At 60.9% G+C, this 19,989-nt stretch carries 24 protein-coding genes and 1 pseudogene; 12 read left to right on the top strand and 13 right to left on the bottom strand.

The genetic code is table 11. The features are described from left to right. Positions 1-32 precede the first annotated feature (32 nt). The gene (locus DXY10_RS13095; RefSeq protein ID WP_115019887.1) at positions 33-2,153 is read left to right on the top strand and encodes an HDIG domain-containing metalloprotein; all 2,121 of its coding nucleotides are present in this window, start codon (positions 33-35) and stop codon (positions 2,151-2,153) included. Here the strand turns inward: DXY10_RS13095 and DXY10_RS13090 are convergent. The 6 genes from DXY10_RS13090 to DXY10_RS13065 form a co-directional block, all read right to left on the bottom strand. Next, a complete protein-coding gene (locus DXY10_RS13090) occupies positions 2,150-2,797 on the bottom strand; it encodes an RluA family pseudouridine synthase (RefSeq protein ID WP_115019886.1) in 648 nt (215 codons plus the stop codon). The two genes, DXY10_RS13095 and DXY10_RS13090, sit on opposite strands and share 4 nt — an antisense overlap. Beyond that, positions 2,798-3,196 (bottom strand): hypothetical protein, encoded by a 399-nt coding sequence (locus tag DXY10_RS13085; protein ID WP_115019885.1) that lies wholly within the window; start codon positions 3,194-3,196, stop codon positions 2,798-2,800. Positions 3,197-3,239: 43 nt separating this feature from the next. Next, a complete protein-coding gene (locus DXY10_RS13080) occupies positions 3,240-3,590 on the bottom strand; it encodes a hypothetical protein (protein WP_244282313.1) in 351 nt (116 codons plus the stop codon). After that, positions 3,587-4,096 (bottom strand): hypothetical protein, encoded by a 510-nt coding sequence (locus tag DXY10_RS13075; protein ID WP_115019884.1) that lies wholly within the window; start codon positions 4,094-4,096, stop codon positions 3,587-3,589. The genes DXY10_RS13080 and DXY10_RS13075 overlap by 4 nt, the downstream gene beginning before the upstream one ends. Positions 4,097-4,183: 87 nt before the next feature. Then, positions 4,184-4,492, bottom strand: coding sequence for an MTH1187 family thiamine-binding protein (locus tag DXY10_RS13070; protein ID WP_115019883.1), 309 nt, complete (start codon positions 4,490-4,492; stop codon positions 4,184-4,186). Positions 4,493-4,519: 27 nt separating this feature from the next. Then, entirely contained in the window at positions 4,520-4,756 is a 237-nt protein-coding gene (locus DXY10_RS13065) for a hypothetical protein (RefSeq protein ID WP_115019882.1), read from the bottom strand. 88 nt (positions 4,757-4,844) lie between these two features. On the opposite strand from DXY10_RS13065, the gene DXY10_RS13060 reads away from it, so the two are divergent. Next, positions 4,845-5,291, top strand: a complete 447-nt coding sequence (locus DXY10_RS13060; protein ID WP_115019881.1) for a hypothetical protein — start codon at positions 4,845-4,847, stop codon at positions 5,289-5,291. A 123-nt stretch (positions 5,292-5,414) separates the two neighbouring features. Continuing rightward, complete coding sequence (locus tag DXY10_RS13055) at positions 5,415-5,621, top strand: hypothetical protein (protein ID WP_371411162.1); 207 nt, start codon at positions 5,415-5,417, stop codon at positions 5,619-5,621. 18 nt (positions 5,622-5,639) lie between these two features. Here DXY10_RS13055 and DXY10_RS14690 read toward each other — a convergent pair whose 3' ends face one another. Together DXY10_RS14690 and DXY10_RS13045 are read right to left on the bottom strand one after the other, a co-directional pair. Beyond that, positions 5,640-5,798, bottom strand: a complete 159-nt coding sequence (locus DXY10_RS14690) for a hypothetical protein (RefSeq protein WP_170955853.1) — start codon at positions 5,796-5,798, stop codon at positions 5,640-5,642. A gap of 78 nt (positions 5,799-5,876) precedes the next feature. Continuing rightward, positions 5,877-6,122, bottom strand: a complete 246-nt coding sequence (locus DXY10_RS13045; protein ID WP_115019878.1) for a Nif11-like leader peptide family natural product precursor — start codon at positions 6,120-6,122, stop codon at positions 5,877-5,879. A gap of 98 nt (positions 6,123-6,220) precedes the next feature. Between DXY10_RS13045 and DXY10_RS13040 the strand changes: the two genes are divergently transcribed. Beyond that, positions 6,221-6,556, top strand: coding sequence for a signal protein (locus DXY10_RS13040; protein ID WP_136989215.1), 336 nt, complete (start codon positions 6,221-6,223; stop codon positions 6,554-6,556). On the opposite strand, the gene DXY10_RS13035 is transcribed toward DXY10_RS13040, so the two are convergent. Together DXY10_RS13035 and DXY10_RS13030 are read right to left on the bottom strand one after the other, a co-directional pair. Further along, complete coding sequence (locus DXY10_RS13035; RefSeq protein WP_115019876.1) at positions 6,557-7,393, bottom strand: carbohydrate ABC transporter permease; 837 nt, start codon at positions 7,391-7,393, stop codon at positions 6,557-6,559. 6 nt (positions 7,394-7,399) lie between these two features. Further along, positions 7,400-9,022, bottom strand: a complete 1,623-nt coding sequence (locus tag DXY10_RS13030) for a 2-isopropylmalate synthase (RefSeq protein WP_115019875.1) — start codon at positions 9,020-9,022, stop codon at positions 7,400-7,402. Positions 9,023-9,152: 130 nt separating this feature from the next. Between DXY10_RS13030 and DXY10_RS13025 the strand changes: the two genes are divergently transcribed. Next, complete coding sequence (locus DXY10_RS13025) at positions 9,153-10,727, top strand: glycoside hydrolase family 57 protein (protein ID WP_115019874.1); 1,575 nt, start codon at positions 9,153-9,155, stop codon at positions 10,725-10,727. Between the two features lie 19 nt (positions 10,728-10,746). On the opposite strand, the gene crtL is transcribed toward DXY10_RS13025, so the two are convergent. Further along, a complete protein-coding gene (gene crtL / locus DXY10_RS13020) occupies positions 10,747-12,021 on the bottom strand; it encodes a lycopene beta cyclase (protein ID WP_115019873.1) in 1,275 nt (424 codons plus the stop codon). Positions 12,022-12,023: 2 nt separating this feature from the next. Beyond that, entirely contained in the window at positions 12,024-14,729 is a 2,706-nt protein-coding gene (gene gyrA, locus DXY10_RS13015; protein WP_115019872.1) for a DNA gyrase subunit A, read from the bottom strand. Between the two features lie 141 nt (positions 14,730-14,870). Between gyrA and DXY10_RS13010 the strand changes: the two genes are divergently transcribed. The 5 genes and pseudogenes from DXY10_RS13010 to rsmD form a co-directional block, all read left to right on the top strand. Continuing rightward, positions 14,871-15,629 carry a CAAD domain-containing protein gene (locus DXY10_RS13010; RefSeq protein WP_115019871.1) on the top strand — a complete coding sequence of 253 codons (759 nt, stop codon included), beginning with the start codon at positions 14,871-14,873 and terminating at the stop codon, positions 15,627-15,629. A gap of 90 nt (positions 15,630-15,719) precedes the next feature. Then, positions 15,720-16,883 carry a GuaB3 family IMP dehydrogenase-related protein gene (locus DXY10_RS13005; protein WP_115019870.1) on the top strand — a complete coding sequence of 388 codons (1,164 nt, stop codon included), beginning with the start codon at positions 15,720-15,722 and terminating at the stop codon, positions 16,881-16,883. Positions 16,884-17,107: 224 nt separating this feature from the next. After that, the gene (gene trxA / locus DXY10_RS13000) at positions 17,108-17,431 is read left to right on the top strand and encodes a thioredoxin (RefSeq protein WP_007098263.1); all 324 of its coding nucleotides are present in this window, start codon (positions 17,108-17,110) and stop codon (positions 17,429-17,431) included. Between the two features lie 41 nt (positions 17,432-17,472). Next, positions 17,473-18,081: an imidazole glycerol phosphate synthase subunit HisH gene (gene hisH / locus DXY10_RS12995; protein ID WP_170955860.1), complete on the top strand. Its 609-nt coding sequence runs from the start codon at positions 17,473-17,475 to the stop codon at positions 18,079-18,081. Beyond that, positions 18,039-18,629 (top strand): annotated as a pseudogene (gene rsmD / locus DXY10_RS12990) (16S rRNA (guanine(966)-N(2))-methyltransferase RsmD); the annotation flags it as partial. The gene hisH and the pseudogene rsmD, both read left to right, overlap by 43 nt. Positions 18,630-18,639: 10 nt before the next feature. On the opposite strand, the gene petG reads toward rsmD, so the two are convergent. Beyond that, complete coding sequence (gene petG / locus DXY10_RS14945) at positions 18,640-18,753, bottom strand: cytochrome b6-f complex subunit V (protein WP_006041770.1); 114 nt, start codon at positions 18,751-18,753, stop codon at positions 18,640-18,642. 53 nt (positions 18,754-18,806) lie between these two features. Here petG and DXY10_RS12980 point away from each other — a divergent pair, with 53 nt between their 5' ends. Continuing rightward, on the top strand, positions 18,807-19,205 hold the full coding sequence (locus tag DXY10_RS12980; protein WP_115019919.1) for a cytochrome c: 399 nt from the start codon (positions 18,807-18,809) through the stop codon (positions 19,203-19,205). Beyond that, entirely contained in the window at positions 19,202-19,987 is a 786-nt protein-coding gene (locus DXY10_RS12975) for an RNA methyltransferase (RefSeq protein WP_115019867.1), read from the top strand. Before DXY10_RS12980 ends, DXY10_RS12975 begins: the two co-directional genes overlap by 4 nt. The last annotated feature ends 2 nt before the right edge of the window (positions 19,988-19,989 follow it).

Genomic DNA, 19,989 nt, shown 5'->3' with positions numbered 1-19,989 from the left:
TGCCCGCTCGGTGGAGCTAGCGTTTGTGTTCAATGCCGTCCGCTGTGATTCGATTCCAACGCCTCCGCCGGCTTTGGCACAGCTGGCTGCGCAACGAATCCCCCAGACGGCCCATCCTGCGCTGGCGGCGGATTCAGCAGGCCGGTCTGCTGATGATGTGCCTGCTGGTGGCGCTTGTTTCAAGCTGGCCATCGCTAGGGGAACCGAATCTGCGTCCGGGCGTTCCAGCTCCCTTTGACGCCGTCGCGCCCAAAGATGCCCTTGTGGTGGACCGTGAGGCGCTGGAACAGCGACGCAGCAGTTTGGGACCGAGCACCTACGTGCAGGTCATCGACCAACAGGAAAGTCAACGCCTGCGCGAACGGCTAGAGCGGCAGCTGGAGGAACTTCAGCGGGTGGCCCTCAGCGATGCCGCCGAGCGGGTAGGTCCAGTGAACCTCAGCCCCGAGGAACAGCTCTGGCTCACCACTCAGACCCCACAAACCACCCAGTTCTGGCGGGAGGCCGTGCGGGATGCCGCCTCTCGCATGCTCAGCCAGGGGTTGGTGAACAGCCTGGCGGTGGATCAGCTCCGCCAGGCTGCAGCTCTTCAGCTTGAAGATCTTGGTGCACAGGGTGATCCCGCCCGCAGCATCGGCAGCAAACTGCTGGCCGCCAGTTTTCAAGGGTCCAGCAACCTGCGCACCGATCCTGTGCTGAGCCAGCGCAAGCTCGAGGCATTAATCACCAAACAGGGAAAACCCGAAATCAAGGTCACGAAGGGCAGCCTGATCACCCGCAAGGGAGAACCGATCAGCCCCCAGGCCTATGACGTTCTTGATTATTTCGGCGAGGTGAAACGCACGCCGCGTTGGAGCCAATGGGCCATGCGCTTCACCGAGGCTCTGGCCGGATGCGCCGTACTGCTGTTGCTAATGCGGCGAGAACGGCCCCAGCTGGAAGCCTCCCATAGCTTTCTGAGCCTGGGCCTCCTCCTACTCGTGCAGTACAGCAAGCTCCATTTTGGTGCTGCCGTGAGCCCTCTAGCAGTGCTGGTGCCGCCGACGCTGCTACTCGCCCAGGGGCTGGGAACCAGTTGCGGGCTGGCCTGGCTGGCCATCGCCAGCCTGCTTTGGCCCATGCCGGTGAATGGACTGGGAGAGGGGCGACTGATGATTGCCGCGGCCATTGCCGTGGTGGCAGCACTACAGGCAGGACGTTTACGCAGCCGTGCCCAGCTGCTTCAGCTCACCGTCTTGCTGCCCCTGGCAGCACTATTCGTGGAGATGCTGCTGCTGCGCAGCCAGATCAATACCGGAGCCAGCGCCTGGACCCGGCTCGCCCCTGATGCGGGAGAGCTGGCCTCTGAAGCCCTGCTGATGGGCATCCTGCTGATGGTTGCGATCCTGCTGATCCCGATTCTCGAGGGATCCTTTGGATTGCTCACCCGAGCAAGACTGATGGAACTGGCGGACCAAGAACGGCCTCTGCTGCGCCGCTTGTCATCGGAAGCGCCAGGCACCTTTGAACACACCCTGATGATCTGCGGGCTTGCCGAGGAAGGCGCCAGGGCCATCGGTGCCGATATCGACCTAATCCGTACCGGTTCGCTGTATCACGATGTTGGCAAATTGCATGCGCCTGAATGGTTCATCGAGAACCAGGTCGGTGACATTGAAAATCCCCACGACCGACTCAATGATCCCCTTGCCAGTGCCGGAGTTCTTCAGGCCCACGTCGATGAGGGCCTGAAACTGGCGCGTCGTCACCGCCTGCCAAGACCGGTGGCCGACTTCATCCCGGAGCATCAGGGCACACTGAAGATGGGCTACTTCTTGCATAAAGCACGCGAACAGGATGCCGCGATCCCAGAGGCCCGCTTCCGCTACAAGGGTCCGCGTCCGCGCTCACGCGAAACGGCCATTTTGATGCTTGCTGATGGCTGCGAAGCCGCACTTCGATCCCTCCCACCAGACACCATTGATGCGCAAGCAAAACTGACGGTGCGAAGGATCGTGGAAGCCAGACAGCGCGATGGCCAACTGCGACTGAGCAGCCTCAGTCGTTCCGAGGTGGAACTTGTCATACGCGCTTTCGTCCGCGTGTGGCGGCGGATGCGCCATCGCCGCATCCCCTATCCGATTCCCGCATACAAGAAAGGATTCCCGGCCTAATTAAGCGAAGACGCAAAGGGCACAGCACTGCGGCAGCGCAAGCGTTCGCCAGTGAAAGGGTGGAGAAGGCTGAGGGCGGTGGCATGAAGATGCATGCGACTGCTGCCGAAGGGGGCAGAGCAATCGGCATAAATCGGATCCCCCTGGATCGGACAGCCAAGGGCCGCAAGGTGGGCGCGAAGCTGATGAGATCGCCCCGTGATGGGCTGTAACCACAACCGTCGAAGTGACCCTGCCGATGCAGCAACTCGCCATCGGGTCCGACTGGCCCGTCCTTGAGGATGCTCGCCATAGCGAGGGGGGTGACGCTGCAAACGGGCGAGGGGAAGATCGATCAGACCGGCGAAAGCTGGAGGGTCCGTGCAGATGTCCGCGACATAGAGCTTGTGCACCCGACGATGCGCGAACAAACCACTGAAAGCCGCCAAAGCCTCGGGATTACGAGCCAACAACAACAAGCCGGATGTATCGCGATCAAGGCGATGCACCAAGGCCAAACCGGGTTCCCAACGCTGCACGCGTCTGAGCAAAGAATCCAGCTGCGCCGGGCCCAGACCAGGCTGGCAAAGAAGTCCAGCAGGTTTGTCCACCACCAAAACCCATCGATCTCGATACAAGACCGGCAGATCGGCAATCGCCTGCATTCAGAGTGGACCACCCCGGCGAAGCGCAGGTCGGCACCAATAGAGAAGCGCCAACAAGTTCACCAGGGCCAGAGACATGGACACAAGGCCGAGGTTGAGCGACTGATCTAGGGGCAGCAGGGCGAAGCGCACGATGCCGTAAGGCAAGGAAGCAGCCAAAGCCATCGACAAAGCCACGATGGCAACAATCCCACCCCAGCGCCGTTCTGCCAGCAGGCCACCACAGGCCACGATGCCGACAACCGCAGCAGGCCAGGCAAGGCCAAAAGCGAGGCTAATATGGGTCACTCGCAGGGACGGGGCCTGAAAAGCGATCCAACCGATCAGCGGTAAGGCGATCACATTGCCCACCAACCCCAGCCAGGTCATCAGCCAATAGCCCCGCACGCTGGAATTCATCGCCGGCCGATTGCGTTAACAGTCACACCGTAAGGGCGCACCCTCAGCTCCCTTGGCCAGGGTCCTGCTGGTCATCTTGCTTTCTTTCCAAAACGGTTTCGAGAGTGGCCAACAGCAACGACAAGGCCTCTTCCTCGCTCAGGGGTGAGTCGTCCACCATTTGCAACCAATGGCGGCAATGCTGCTCGATCTCTTCAAACACCCCGCCTGCCAACTGCAGCACCTTCATCACCTTGGCGGCGTCCTGCTCATCAAAATCGACGCCATCGACGACGACATAGCGGCGTCCATCCACCCCCATGTAAGTGAGTCGACCCTCGTCATCAAACACTGGGCCGGTGAGTGGCGTGATCGGCTTCTGCTCATCCATGGCACTCACCTCCCGAACATTCACGAATCCGAGCTCGTTCCAGTCAGTCGCGTCGCGCAGAACCGCTGAAACAAGGCTTCCACCTGATCGGGGGGCAGGGTTTGCACCAGCCGAGCTTCCACCTCATCGCGGTGCTGACTGCTGTGATAGAGACTCAGCTCCTTGAACAGACGCGGCGAACGGGAGCGCACCCGGGCAATCGCATCGTCCATCTGACCCTCCACCAGCAGCGGGCCACCGCGGCAATGCTGCATCACATGAGCCGCCTCATGGGCCAGCACCTCCCAGATCTCCGCAGGATCGTTGGGGAGGTTGTTGGCACAGATCAGCAGGGCATTGCGTTCGGAATGGAAAGCACCGAGCAAGGTGTTCGGACAATCCCTGGCCACCAGAGTGGACGTGCCGGCTTTGCGGAGCGTCGCAGCAAAACGACCAATCCTGTCCCAGGTTTCAGCCCGGACCGATAGACCGGAGCCTGCACCGATCGCCAAGCCGAATAGAAGGGCACAGCCCAGAGCACGTATCCGCAAAACAAGCCAATCGCATCTCTAGTCTCATTGGACTCAGGACCGCTCAGGCGTTGGTGTTTTGCACAGAAGTTCTCCGGTTTTCGGACTTCAGGCACCGCTAAGCGTCGACGCCTGGACGCTGACGACCTTGTCGCGAAAACTCTGCTGCCGATCCGTACGGGTATTGACCTTCAAGGTGGTGTAAACGCGGGGCGCGCCCAAAGCGTGCACAGCGTCATGACAGTCCCTCACGCAAGCAAAGACCGCGTCCCACTCACCCTCAATCGCGGTTCCATTCGGACCAAGCTCGTGGTCGAGCCCCGCCTGCTCAATCACCCGCTGACAGGCGGCGACATAAGGCGCCAAGGAGACCCCGACACCGAGAGGCACAACACAGAGGTCGACACTGACCCACATCACAGCCGAAGATCACCTCACTCCGGTCTAGCGAGAGCGCAGGCAACTGAGCGGATAGCCAACGGTGCGCCACTCCCCACAACTGGTCTGAACTTCGACGCCAATCCCGCTCTGCCCCATCGCAAAGGCGCGACCCTGACCAGTGCACCATCGCTGAGCAGCAGCCTCAGCCGCTTCCATGGAGTCGTATGGGGCATCAAGCACCGGATGCGGACTGCCATCAAGAGCAACGAGTCGGTACTGCGGCCGGCAACGCTCTCCCACTGGTACAGACTGCAAACTGTCCCCAGTCTCGCCTCGGTGCCGGTGTTGGCGCCACTCCGAGGCCGGAAAGTTCAAACATCACGCTCCGATGCCGAACGCAAGGCTCCAGCTGGCTTACGAATCCCTGATGCAGCGAGCGCCTTCACCCCTGTTCAAGAAGGCAAGGGCGCTGTACTTGTGCAAATACCCCTTGGACGGACGCGACTGCCATGGAAGCCTGCGCCTGTTCGTGAGCCAAGAGTCGATCGAGGAACGCATCGTGCCGGCCCCAGACGAAGGCGAGCGACTGGCCGTGCTGTCGATCCACCCCGTCAAACTTGCCCTTGTGCACTGGGAACAGCCCGACCCAGCCCCTGAGCAGGAAGCGACTACCTACTTCGAGCAGCAATGGGACATTGCCCTACCGGCACTACAACCCCAAGACCAGGCGTGGTTTCGCGGCGGCGGCCATCAGAGCCTGTTCAGCGCGCCGACAGGGCTGCATTGGCTCCGTAGCTCGCCCATGCCAACGGAGCAATCAAGCGAAGACGGATAGGCCAGCGTCAACAGAGCTGTCACAAACCGTTGATGAAAACCGCAAGAAAACAAAGGATCAGGGCCTTCAAAGGGCCCGCCATCGCTATCGAAATAGTGAGTCTCAACGAGATCGTTGATGAAGATGACGGACTTCTCGATCGAGCGCTTCGTGCTCCGCTGCCCCCGCGCTGGGACCTATCTAAGGGTGAACGCCCAAGATGAACAGATTGAGAACGTCAGCTCCCCAGACAATGCCTGGGCGTTTCACACCCACGAAGGAGCTGTCACCCACGCGCTCTGGATCGGCCAGATTCTTGGAGTGACACCAGACGTGGTGATGCTGCGCTGAGAGCTCGATTCTGGGTGCTCAGCGCAAGCCCAACAGTTCATCCCAGGCCAGGAAATGATCTTGATCGATCAGATCCTGGCTGTCGTCAAAACGCAGCAACAGAAGATTTGCATGGTCACAGACAGGTCGAGAGCCTTCAGAGCCGATGCGCTCAATGGACCGATTGCTGGAATCCACGTCAAAGCGAAGGAATCGTCCTCCCCAAGATTCCGCAAAAGGGCCTGAGCATGCGGTGTCGTGCAACACCAGCCCTTGCTAACCCTGAATGAAATGGCGGAGACGCCGGGACTCCTGGGCAGCCTCCTGCTGAAGCTGAGCGGAGGACCGATCTGAATTCTCCCGTTGCTGGGCAGCGAAAACATCGGCTTCTGTGACGGTGAGTCCACGCTCGGCCGCCAGCGCAATCAAGGCCTCGAGATCGAGGGGGCCGGCCATCCGCTCGGCAAGAGAAGGATCCTCACTGCGTAACGCCAGCAACTGATCCAAATCGTTCAAAGCCATCAACACATTCCATCCACAAGCCCATCCTGACGTCAGGACTGCTAGCACTGTCGCAAGAGGCGCAATCGGCGCAGATGCAGGCGAGACAAATGGTCTGGATGCTGATCCCAATTGCGGGGATCAGCATGCTCGCGGTGCTGTTCATGGTGCTCTGGCAGGCCCTCGCACAGCACACCACCACCATCAACCGGATCCAACAACGACTCGCAGATCTCGAGCAACGTCTGGAGGAGAACCCCTCAGTGAGCAGCAAGCTGCTGGAGCAGCAGCTCCAGCAGCTCCAAACCAATCAGCGGGACTTGGAAGATCGCATCGGCCGGATGGCACAACAGCAATCTGAACTGATCGAACTGAAGCAATCACTTCGCCAGCAAGCCAGACCTGCAGAGGGCTTTGATCCCTTCCAGTCCTTCAAGCTTGAACCAAGCCGCTGATCAACCTTTCACCGCGTCGCTGCTCGCGCTGGGGAGAATGAAGCGCTGGAGCAACACAAACAAGATCAGCACCGGCAGGATCGAGACCACAGAACCAGCGGCGACGATGCGCCAATCCAGGGAGAAACTGCTGGCAAGCTGTTGGAGACCCAGTGGAAGGGTGTACAACCCAGGGTCATCAAGGATCACCAGCGGCCACAGGAAATCGCTCCAGGTGCCGATGAACACGAACATGCCCAGGGTGATCAGATCGGCACGGGCGGCTGGGATCATCACGTTCCACCATTCGCCAAGCTTGCTGCAGCCATCGATTCGGGCCGCCTCCTCAAGCTCGACCGGCACCGCCAGAAAGCTCTGACGCAATAAGTAGAGACCGAAGGCAGTGGCAGCCTGGGGGATCACCAATGCCATCAGGGTGTTCCTCAAGCCCAGTTGCACCATCAACAGATAGAGAGGAATCATCACCACCTGAAAGGGAATCAGGATCGTGGCCACAACCAGGGCCAGCACAAATCCCCGACCGGCGAAACGCATCCGCGCCAGCGGATAGGCCGCGAGGGAACAGAACAGCAAGTTGGCAACGACCGCGAGCACACTCACGATCGTGCTGTTGAGCAGATAAAGGCCGAGGGGGTTATCCCGGAACAAGCGGCCATAGGCCGCGAGGCTGGGTTGGGCCGGCAACAGTGCTGGTGGTGAACTGAAGATATCTTCGGCTGGTCCCTTCAGGGAGGTACTCACCAGCCAGAGCAAGGGAACGAGCACCACCAGGGCCAGCAAGATCAGCAGCAGTAGCTGCAACAGGGCTCCAGCGCGAGTCTTTGCTGAGGTGGCCATGACGCCTCAAAGACTGGGACGGGACGCCACTTCAGCAGCATCACGCTGAGGATGGATCGGCTGATGAAGGCTGCCGGCCACGAGGCGATTGAGAGCATTCACAAACGCCTGGGCCGCCGCGACCACCACATCGGTATCGGCGGAGTGCCCAGAAAATAGCTGCCCCTCGCGACGCAAGCGAATGGTCACCTCTCCCATGGCATCAATGCCTTCGGTGACCGACTTCACCGAGAACTCAACCAGTTCATTCGGTTCGCCCGCTAAAGCATTAAGAGCACGGCACACCGCGTCCACCGGACCGGTGCCAATGGCAGCGGATGTTTGCTCCTGGCCGTCCTCATTCGCAAGGGTGACAGTGGCGGTGGGCTGAAGGCTGCTGCCGCAGCTCACCTGCACCAGCTTGAGCTGGTAGCGGGCCTCAGGCTGCTGTACTTGCTCACTGACGATCGCCTCCAGATCACGATCGGTGATCTCTCGCTTGCGATCGGCCAGATCTTTGAAGCGTGAGAAGGCTTCATCCAGATCCTCGCGACTGAGGTCATAACCGAGCTCCTCCAGGCGAGCTCGCACAGCGCTGCGGCCGCTGAGTTTGCCAAGGGAAATACGGTTGTCGGTGAGTCCGACCGTGCGGGCGTCAACGATCTCGTAGGTGAGCCTGTTCTTGAGCACACCATCCTGGTGAATGCCCGACTCATGAGCGAAGGCATTCGCCCCCACAATCGCCTTGTTGGGCTGCACGACCATGCCGGTGAGGTTCGACACCAGCCGGGAGGTCTTCGTGATCTCTTCGGTACGCACCGCTGTCAGTGGTGTCGGCGAATCCTCAGGACGTCCGAAAAAGGGGTTGTAGAAGCGACGACGCACATGCAGCGCCATCACCAACTCCTCCAGGGCGGCATTGCCGGCTCGCTCACCGATTCCATTGATCGTGCATTCCAACTGACGAGCGCCATAGCGCACCGCTTCGAGGAAGTTGGCCACCGCCAGACCGAGGTCGTTATGGCCATGCACGGACAGCACAGCCTCATCAATGTTGGGGACATATTGATCGATGCCGGCGATCAAGGCACCGAATTCGGAGGGGGTGGTGTAGCCCACGGTGTCGGGAATATTGATCGTGCTCGCCCCGGCAGCAATCGCCGCCTCGATCACCTCATAAAGGAACTCAGGATCACTGCGGCCAGCGTCTTCACAAGAGAACTCCACATCCTCAACAAGAGAGCGGGCGTAGGCCACCATCTCGGGCACGATCGCCAAGACCTCCTTGCGGCTCTTGCGCAGCTTGTGCTCAAGGTGGATATCACTGGTGGCGATAAAGGTATGAATCCGCCTCTGGGGTGCGGGCGCCACCGCCTCTGCACAGGCCTTGATATCGCCACGGGAGGCACGGGCTAAGCCGCAGATGATCGGCCCCTGTTCACCACCCACCTGCTGGGCGATGCGCTGCACAGCGGCAAAATCACCGGGGCTCGCAAAGGGAAACCCCGCCTCGATCACATCCACGCCAAGGCGTGCCAACTGCTGAGCGATCGCAAGCTTCTCCTCAAGATTGAGGCTGGCACCAGGCGATTGCTCACCATCCCTGAGGGTGGTGTCGAAGATCAGAACGCGGCCGGGATCCTTGGCCATGGCAACAGCCTCGAGAGCAGTGCTAGTCGGAATGACTATGAGTTAGATCAGTCTAGGCGAGTGCACGTGTCAAATCCCGCAGAGACTGCGGCAATTACCGGTACATTCATTCGATTACTGGGACTGGAACGTGGCTCACGGAGCACTGGCTCTAGTTCTCCACGCCCATCTCCCCTATGTGCGGGGTTCCGAGCCCAACTCCCTGGAAGAAGACTGGTTCTTTCAGGCCCTGATCGAGTGTTACTTACCGCTGCTGGAAACGCTTGAGGCTGCGGCAGCTGATCCACTCCAGCATCCGCAACTGACCATGGGGGTGTCTCCCACCCTGCTGTCGCTGCTGGCGGACACCACGCTGCGAGAGCGCTTCCCCGCCTGGATTGATGCCCGTCTTGGTCTGCTCAAGGAGGCTCCAGCCGATCGTCAAGATGCAGCTGAGCATCTGGAAGCCACCATCACCCGGCACCGAGGACGCTGGCAGGACTGCGATGGAGATCTAATCGCACGCTTCGCCGCTCTGCAACAGCAGGGGGTGCTGGACCTACTGACCTGCGGCGCCACCCACGGCTATCTACCGCTGTTGCGGGAGCATCCGGAAGCTGTCCGTGCCCAGCTGCGCACAGCAGTTCGCGAACACCACCGCCTGATCGGGGAGCGCCCTCTGGGCATCTGGCTACCGGAATGCGCGTACTACGAAGGTCTCGATCGTTGGATGCGGGATGCCGGGCTGCGTTACGCCGTGCTCGACGGCCATGGGCTCCTGCATGCCAAACCCCGACCTCGTTACGGCGTTTATGCACCGATCTGCAGCCGCCAGGGTGTGGCCTTCTTCGGACGCGACAGCGACGCCACCCTGCCGGTGTGGTCAGCCAAGGATGGCTACCCCGGCGATCCGGCCTATCGCGAATTCCACCGCGACTTGGGCTGGGACCTTCCCCCCGAGCGCATCGCCGCCCATGGCCTTCCCGGCCAGCGCCCACTGGGGCTGAAGCTGCACCGGGTCAGCGACCAAAATGCACCGCTTGATGCCAAACAGCCCTATCAACCGGAACAGGCACAAGCCCGCACCCGCGAGCACGCCCAACACTTTCTCCAGGGTCGCCGCGACCAGCTCGCCAACCTCCAGGCAGGGATGGGAACCGCACCGTTGCTCGTGGCCCCTTTTGACGCCGAGTTGTTTGGCCACTGGTGGTTTGAGGGCCCTCGGTTCCTGGCCGAATTGTTCCGTCAGGGCCCTGAGCAAGGTGTTCGCTTCAGCAGTCTGCGGGCTGCCTTGGGCGGAACCCCCAACCTGCAGGTGTGTGATCCCTGCCCCTCCAGTTGGGGCCGCGGGGGGTTCCACGACTACTGGCTGAACGACACCAATGCCTGGATCGTGCCCGAGTGGAGCAAAGCCGGCCAGGCCATGGTGGAGCGCAGCAGCCGAGGCGTTGGCAGCGAAGCCGACCTGCGCCTGCTCCACCAAGCAGGCCGGGAACTCCTGCTAGCCCAGTCATCTGACTGGAGTTTCATCCTGCGCTCCGGCACCACCACCGACCTGGCGAGGGAGCGCGTGGAACGCCATCTGTATCGCTTCTGGCAACTGATGGCCGCAATCGAAAGACGCGAAGAGCTTCCCGAACACTGGCTGGAGGACGTGGAAGCAGAAGACGCCCTCTTCCCATTGATCCAACCGGCGGATTGGCGGCAGCTTCCTGCGAATGCCTGAGGACGAGGAGGGGAAGCGCTTAATCGTGCCGAAGAACAATTGAATCGGCTGCTCCCCAGCGCGGATGCTGCCTTGGATCTGCCCCCAGCACCAACCCCCGTCGCAACTCCCAAGGGGATAAGGCAAACAAGCGCAGCATCACCACCATGAGCCGCGGTAGCGGCAGGGTATTGGTCAAAAAGCCAAACCACTCGTCTCGTGGCAGTGAGAAGAAGGTGGCGAAATGACGGCGCAGCAACGCTTCGTTGAAGCCCATCAAACGGCCTAGCCCGAACTGATAGAGGCGATGGCGCAACACCAATTGCAGGGGCCAAAGTGCTTGCCATCCTCGACGCGCCAAAGACGCCGAACCCAGCCCGGGATGCTCTGTCAGCGCATCGGCCACAGCCTGCGCCACAGCGGGGGCACGGCGCAGCAACGAGCCCACCATGTACCCGGAAGCGGGGTGCACCATGCTTGCCGCCCCTCCGAATGCGAGCACTGGCTGAAGCAGATCTGGCAACGGGAGGTTCATCGGGAACAGGCAGAACTCCTCGTGCAGCACCTCCTCGATCTGAACACCGCACTGATCTAGGCGCTGCTGAAGCCTCAGTTTCAACACGTCGAAGGGAACGGCCGGTGCCAGGGCCAAGGAGGTTTCCTCCACAAAAAACACACCGTCACCCAGATCCATCGCGTAGAGAAACGTCGGCGGTTCCGTGCGTTGTTCAGCGCTGAGGTGATCGCAGCGGTAATCCATCAGCACAAACTGACCCGAAGGAATCGGATCCTTCGAGAAGCGCCCAACCAGGCCATAGGCGGCTTGCCCCGCCACCGGGCCATGATCCGGCCGTTTGATGTGTGGCGTGCGCGACCCAGTTGCATCGATCACCAATCGAGCCTGCAAGATCTGGCCGGATCCGCACGTCACTGTGGTGCACTGATGCCCGGCCTCCACCCGCTCGGCCGTGTCTTGATGCCAGCGCATCGGCCCGCAACGCGTCAGCCAATGCTGTTGCAAGCAGGCCCGATCAAACAGGCCGTAATCGATGCCATGCGCCGTGGGTTGATCCTGATCCGGCGAACCGCCCATGCCAAAAAAGCTGACGGTGTCACTCCAGCGGTGCTCCAGCAGGTGTTCCAACCCCAGCTGCTTGAGCTCATTCGCCCAGATGCCGTAGGTGTTTGGCCATGGTTCCTGCACAGACTCAGGGCTGATCCCCTCGACGTGCACTCCACGAAGCACCAATTCTGAGGCGATGCAAAGGGCTGCGGGTCCACCCCCGAGCACCAGCACATCCGGGCCTTCAGCCAAGGTCAGCCGTCCTGATCAGAGGAAGGCTCAGGGGCCTCCGCCTTGGCCGCATCTGCACGGCTTGCATCTGCCTGGCTTGCTTCAGCATCGACTGCATCAGCCTCGGCCCCATCAGGACGGTCGGAAGTCTCATCGATGGACTCATCAGCATCGGATTCCGCCTGTGGTGGAACAAGCACCACCTTGAGCAGATGATCACCTTTATCAAGCTTCTGGAGTCGCACGCCAGTGGCAGCTCGGGACTGCTGGGGAATGGCATCCGCACTGGTTCGCACGATCACACCTTTTTCACTCACCAGCAGCAGCTCTTCTCCGGCACCTAACACCCGCAGGGCGACCAGCGCATCACCTTCCTTGCGGAATTTCATACCGCGAAGGCCCATACCGGCCCGTTTCTGGAGTCGGAACTGCGTCACCGGCACTCGCTTACCAAGACCACCGGCCGAGGCCACCAGCACCCAGGGGCCATCCGAAGCAGTGGATCCCTCGTCCTCATCTGCCCCATCCTCATGACTCTCAGCCACCTGATCGGCAAGCTCAACAGGCAGCACATCCATGCTCACTAGCGCATCTCCGTCGCGCAGATTCATGGAACGCACCCCCCGTGCCGTGCGTCCCAGCGGGCGCAACTCCTCATCGCTGAGGCGGAAGTGGATGGTCATGCCGGCCTGAGAGCCGATCAAAACGCTATCGCCGGGTACCGCCAGTCGCACCCAAGTAAGGGCATCCCCCTCCTCCAGGCCAATGGCAATCAAACCATTGGAACGGATGTTGCTGAAGGCCGACAGGCGGGTGCGCTTGATAAAGCCCCCCTGGGTGAGCATCAGCAGATCGGTGTCGTCGTTGAACTCCGACACGGCCAATAGCGAGGTGATCGCTTCTTCTCTCGGGATCGGCAGCAACTGCACCACGGGAGTGCCCTTGGCGGTGCGGCTGCACTGAGGCACGCGATAGGCCGGCAGGGCGTACGACACACCACGGTCGCTGAAGAGCAGCAGAGTGTCGTGGTCGTTGCAGCTGATGAACAGCTTCACCGCCTCTTCACCCTGACTGCGGGTTCCGGCTCTGCCACGCGTCCCTCGGCTTGTGGCCTCGAACTCGCTCACCGGCATCCGTTTGAGGTAGCCCGTTTCCGTCACAAGCACCACTGAACGCTCGTTAGCGATCAGATCGATGTCGTCCAAGCCACCGGCCACATCGAGAATTTCAGTGCGGCGCTCCACTTGGTGGCGCTCACGCAGCTGCCTGAGCTCGTCCTGAATGATCCCGAAAACCCTCTCGCGGCGACCAAGAATGTCTTTGTAATCAGCGATCTTGGTCACAAGATCTTCATGCTCAAGCCGGATCTTGTCGGCTTCCAGAGCTGTGAGGCGACGCAGTTGCATTTGCAGAATCGCGTCCGCCTGCACATCGGTGAGGCCATGACGTTCCTGCAGCTGCTGACGGGCCGTTGCCGTGTCGGACGCTGCCCGGATCAGGGCAATGATCGGATCGAGCTGGTCGAGTGCCAGCAACAAACCGAGGAGGATGTGGTCCCGTTCCTCTGCTTTACGCAGCAAGTAGCGAGTCCGTCGCTCGATCGTCTCGACGCGGAAGTCGAGGAACACCTGCAGCATTTTGCGCAGGGTGAGCAGGATCGGTTCACCGTTGACCAGCGCCAACATATGGGCGCTGAAATTGCTCTGCAGCGGTGTGAGCTTGAACAGGTTGTTGAGCACAACCTGCGGATAAGCGTCGCGGCGCAGCTCCACCACGATGCGCATGCCGTCGCGATCACTTTCGTCGCGAATATCGGAAATGCCTTCCAGCTTCTTGTCGTTGACCATTTCGGCGATGCGCTCGATCAGAGCCGCCTTGTTGGTCTGATAAGGAAGCTCCGTGATGATCACGGCATCGCGGTCTGGCCGGCCGGGGGCTTCGATGGTCTCGATTTCAGCCACGCCTCGCATCGTCACCGAGCCACGGCCACTGAGATAGGTCTCACGGATGCCGGTGCGGCCGAGAATCTGACCTCCCGTGGGGAAGTCGGGGCCAGGGATGATGCGCATCAAGGCGCTGTCATCGATTTCGGAGTCCTCGATCAGAGCGAGAAGGCCATCAATCAGCTCAGTGAGGTTGTGGGGAGGGATATTGGTCGCCATCCCGACGGCGATCCCTGCCGAGCCATTCAGAAGCAGCTGGGGGATCCGGGCAGGCAGCACCGTAGGTTCCTGCTGAGACCCATCGAAGTTGTCAGCGAAATCAACGGTCTCAGCCTCGATATCTTCGAGAAGGCTGTCGGTGGTAAGAGCCCGCAGACGCGATTCGGTGTACCGCATCGCCGCCGGCGGGTCGTTATCAACCGAACCAAAGTTGCCGTGGCCGTCGATCAACGGCATCGACATAGAGAAGTCCTGGGCCATCCTCACCAGGGCGTCATAGACGGCGGTATCGCCATGGGGGTGATATTTACCGAGCACCTCGCCCACCACACGGGCACATTTCCGGTAAGGCCGATCGCTGGTGAGCCCCAGTTCGTACATCGCATAGAGAATGCGGCGATGCACGGGCTTGAGACCATCGCGGGCGTCAGGCAGAGCACGCCCAACGATCACGCTCATCGCGTATTCCAGATAGGAACGCGACATCTCGTTGCGCAGATCCGTCTGGATGATCCGGTCGTCGGACTCGCCAGGACCACCGTTGCCGGGCCCCACTGGATCCGCCATACAAGACCTAAAAGACCCAACAACTTTATCGCGGCAGAGCGCTACTCACCAGTTATTGCGATCAATACCAATCAATGCTGCGGGCAGACATTTTCCGTCGACCGCCCTTAAATTGCCTGCCTACAACGCGTGAGACCCGCGATGAGCTCTGAAATCAATATCTCAACCTCCTCTTCGAGCACCCCTTCTTCTCCCTCCGGAGACACCACTTCTGCTGGCGACACAAGCTCCGAGGCCGCAGCAAGCGATGGCGCAGCGAGCGATTACGCAGCAGCCAACGACGCGACCAATCCACAAACCAAACCCTCCCCTTCAACACCGTCCACTCCCTCGTTCTCGGCAGTGACAGGGACAGGCATGCCAACAACTCCTGCCCCCTTCAGTTCCAGCTCCTCCACAAGCGCACAGCCACCAACCTCCCCGAGCCAGAAGGATTCGGCTGAGACGTCAACCACCGCGGGGACAACGCCCCCTCCCTCAGTTCCGACCACGCCTCCAGCATCAACACCGAGCGACGACGCCGTAATCGCCGAACGGATTTCCATCCCTGCCGGCAGTGGCAGCGATGACGACGCCAGCACCGGTGGCGAATGGAAACTGCTCACCGCCAAGCTGACGTCCTGGTGGGAAGGCAACGATCTCGGCGAGCAGCTCAATCAACTGCGCCAGCCGCTGCGGATTGTGGCCATCCTGATCGCCGTTGTACTGCTGATCAAGGTCTATTCCGGACTCCTCAGCGCGATTGACACCATCCCCCTTGCTCCCCGCCTTTTCGAGCTGGTGGGAATTTGCTGGATGATCCAATTCTCCGTGACACGACTGGTCAGAAGCGACGAACGCCGCGACGTGCTCCAGAGCCTGCGCGAACGCTGGAACTCCTTCACCGGCAGCAAAAACTGAAGCATCTCCCTGGCAAGATCTCAATCAAGCCAAGCGGCCAATCAAGCCAAGGCCGCTTGGTAGCTTGACCTGATCTTTCATTCGCTTGCGGTGAACATTCAGCTTGGTCGTTCCAAAGTTGTCCGTCGGGCCTATGGCATCGACGAGATAGCCCTGGTGCCAGGCGGCCGCACCGTTGACCCGGAGGTGACTGACACCCACTGGAGCCTGGGCGGAATTCAACGTGAGATTCCGATCATTGCCAGTGCCATGGACGGCGTAGTCGATGTGGACATGGCCGTGAAGCTCTCTCAGCTCGGCGCCCTGGGTGTGCTGAATCTTGAGGGGGTCCAGACCCGCTACGAGGACCCCAATGCGGTACTCGACAAGATCGCCGCGGTGGCCAAGGACGCATTCGTTCCACTGATGCAGGAGATCTACAGCCAGCCAGTACAGGAAGACCTAATCCGCAAGCGGATTCAACAGATCAAGGCTCAGGGTGGCATCTCCGCGGTGAGCGGGACTCCCGTGGCCGCCATGCGCTTCGGCAAGGCCATTGCCGAAGCAGGTGCCGATCTCTTTTTCGTGCAAGCGACGGTCGTCTCCACGAATCACATCGGCCCGGAAGGCCAAGAGACTCTGGATCTCGAGGCCCTGTGCCGTGACATGGGTGTCCCCGTTGTGATTGGCAACTGCGTCACCTATGACGTCGCCCTGCAGCTGATGCGCGCCGGAGCCGCAGGTGTGATGGTGGGCATTGGCCCAGGGGCAGCCTGTACCTCTCGCGGCGTGCTTGGCGTCGGCATCCCTCAGGCCACAGCCGTTGCGGACTGCGCCGAAGCTCGAAACGACTACGAACGCGAAAGTGGCCGCTACGTACCGATCGTTGCCGATGGCGGAATCGTGACCGGTGGTGATATTTGCAAGTGCCTCGCCTGTGGTGCTGACGCCGTGATGATCGGCTCCCCAATCGCCCGCGCCGAAGAAGCTCCTGGTCGAGGCTTCCACTGGGGGATGGCCACACCCAGCCCCGTGCTTCCCCGCGGCACCCGCATCAATGTTGGCAGCACAGGCAGCCTCGAGCGGATCTTGCGTGGCCCCGCCAAGCTCGACGATGGCACCCACAACCTTCTCGGCTGCCTGAAAACATCCATGGGCACCCTCGGAGCCCGAACCATTAAAGAGATGCAGCAAGTCGAAGTGGTCGTCGCCCCATCGCTCCTCACGGAAGGCAAGGTTTATCAAAAAGCCCAACAGCTGGGCATGGGCAAGTAAGAACCCCGACCACTGCAAAGCAACGAAGATGGTTGAGACGCCTGAGACAAGCGTTAATCTTCAGGCGTGCGGGCTCCGGCCCACACACTCCTCACACCCTCCGGCCCGACGCGTTCGGGCTTTTTGTCTTCAGGGGTTGATCACAGTTCCTCCCTAAAGGGGCGTGAAACCCGGGTTTTCCTTAAAACCATTGCTAAATTTCCGCACATACCAAGGTCAAGAGAATGTCCAGCGCAGCTGCTGTTACAGACGCCTCCTTCGAGCAGGACGTGCTCCAAAGCGACGTGCCTGTGCTCGTGGACTTCTGGGCACCCTGGTGTGGCCCCTGCCGCATGGTTGCCCCGATCGTTGATGAGATCTCCAAGGAGTTCGAGGGCAAGATCAAGGTCTTCAAGCTGAACACCGACGAAAACCCAAACGTTGCAAGCCAGTACGGCATCCGCAGCATTCCAACCTTGATGGTGTTCAAAGGCGGCCAGAAAGTTGACACGGTGGTTGGAGCCGTTCCAAAGGCCACTCTCTCTGGCACGATCTCCAAGTACCTCTGATTGCACTCGTCAACTTGACGATCGGTCTGATTGATTACGGGATGGGCAATCTGCACTCGGTGCGGGTTGCCTTTCGCCGTTTTGGCTTGTCACTGAAAGCCGTGCATCATGCGGCAGACCTCGACGGTTGCAGCGCCCTGATCTTGCCTGGGGTTGGATCCTTCGACCCAGCGATGGAACGACTTGAGGCCACAGGGCTGGTGCCAGACCTGCGCCAATGGCACGAGGATGAGCGGCCACTGCTCGGCATCTGTCTGGGTCTGCAGCTTCTATTCGACGCGAGTGACGAGGGAAGCCGAGCTGGGCTTGGCATGCTGCCTGGACGGGTAGAGCGCCTGCCTGCTGACCAGGGCGAACGTATCCCGCATATGGGCTGGGCACGACTCCAGTCTTGCCAGACCTCGCCGCTACTAGGCGTCCAAGACGATCAGGAGTGGATGTATTTCGTGCATTCCTACGCCGCCCATCCCGCCGACACCGCCGCCTTGGCCGCGACCGCCCCATTTGGCGCGGGCAAGGCCACGGCCATCGTCTGGGAGAGACGGCTTGGGGCCTGCCAGTTCCACCCAGAAAAATCCGGTGAAGCCGGCCAGCGGCTACTGAAGCGGTGGTTGAGCTGGCTGGATCAGGGCGCACCTCTTCCCCAGTGAGCAGCGGCGGCCAGGGTCAGCTTCGGCTCACCGGCGGACGAAAACTGCGCAGTCCAAAGGGAGGAGAGACTCGCCCAACCACAGCCCGAGTGCGTGAGGCGGTGATCAATATCCTGGGGCCGCGTCTCGACGGTGCCCACTGGTTAGACCTCTGCAGCGGCAGCGGTGTGATGGGCTGTGAAGCACTCCAACGCGGGGCGCAACGGGTGGTTGCAATTGAGGCCCATGGAGCCTCTGCAGCCATCTGCCGCAGCAATTTGCTAGCCACCGCCTCCGGCCAACCCGACCCTGTGCAGGTCGTGGTTGTGCAGCGCGACCTGGTCACCTGGCTGAAGCGAGGACGCCCTGACGACGATCCTGGCTTTGATCTGGTGTACTTCGATCCTCCCTACAGCTCAGGGCTCTATGGGGCAGGACTGGACGCTCTGATCAGCGGGCAGTGGTTGCGACCAGACGCCGTCGTGCTCTGCGAACACACCAAGACAAAAAAACCCGCCACTCCGAAAGGGTGGCGGGAAGTGGATCAACGCCATTACGGCAACAGTTCTGTGATGTTTCTCAGCCCCCTAGAGCACTGCCCCGGCGATACTGATTCCAAGCCGCAACAAACAGTCCCAACAAGGTGACGGGGATCAGACCCAGAACGATGCCGCAGAGCAGGGGTTCGATCATGTCGCGCCCAATGGAAAACTTGCCCACAATTGTTTCATGGCTTGGACGCGATCGTGACTTCCCCGTCATCAACTGCTGCAGCAACGCCGCCGCGACGTCGGGGCTTAATTGCTGGACTGGTCACGCTGGCGGCGCTGACATGCATCGTGCTGCTGCTCTGGCTGATGCGCAGTGCCGGCCGTGATCCCTATGTGATTGCGACTCGCTCGCTTTCGGGTGATGCCGAGCATGGTGGCCTGCTCTTTCGCATCAACTGCGCCGGTTGCCATGGCATTGCCGGCCAGGGGTTAGTGGGGCCCAGCCTCAACGGGCTGGAATCACGCCTGAACGATCCTCAAATCATCCAGCAGGTGGTGAGTGGTCAGACACCGCCGATGCCCCGCTTCGAGATCGAACCGCAAGACATGGCCGATCTGCTGGCCCATCTCAAAACCTTCACGACCCCTGAATGAGCTTGAGGGGATCGCTGTGTGTGGTGCTGGTGGAACCGGCTGGTCCTCTGAACGTGGGCAGCGTGGCCCGACTCTGCGCCAATTTCGACGTTGATGATCTGCGCCTCGTGGCACCACGATGCGACCCGAACGATGCCGATGCACGACGAATGGCGGTCCATGGCCGCCCTGTGCTGGAGGCAGCCCGCGTCTATTCCACATTGCTGGAGGCCGTGGGCGACTGCAGCCGAGTAGTGGCCACAGCAGGCCGACTGGATCACGGCACCATTCCTCTCGGCCCTCCTGACGCCGTGCTGCCGTGGGCGATCAAGCCAGGATCCAAACAACCACTTGCTCTGGTGTTCGGCCGGGAGGACCATGGCCTCACCAATGCCGAGCTACTGCTCAGCCAGCGAGTCATCACGCTCCACAGCAGTGGCGACTATCCATCGCTCAACCTCTCTCACGCCGTGGCAGTCGTGCTTCACGAGATCACCCGACTTCGGGTTGCAGCGGCGAAGCAGACGATCGAAGCCGAGGCGGTGCCGGCATCCATGGCCAATCCTCCGCCAACCCCTGCCGAGCCGAATGAACCGTCTGGCCCTAAGCAGCTGGAAGCCTGCTTGGACGATGCCCAAGAGCTGCTGCTGGAGGTGGGCTTTCTGCTCGAGCACACCGCACGAGCCCGCATGGCCAAACTCAGAGGGTTGCTGCTGCGCGGCCTGATCCGAGCCGATGAAGTGGCCCTACTTCGCGGCATGGTGCGCCAACTCCGCTGGGCGGTTCGGCAACACCGCCCCTAATC

The sequence above is a fragment of the Synechococcus sp. UW140 genome (assembly GCF_900474295.1).
Lineage (GTDB): Bacteria > Cyanobacteriota > Cyanobacteriia > PCC-6307 > Cyanobiaceae > Synechococcus_C.
The sequence above is the reverse complement of the archived record's forward strand: the minus strand, read 5'-3'. Positions and strand labels throughout refer to the sequence as shown.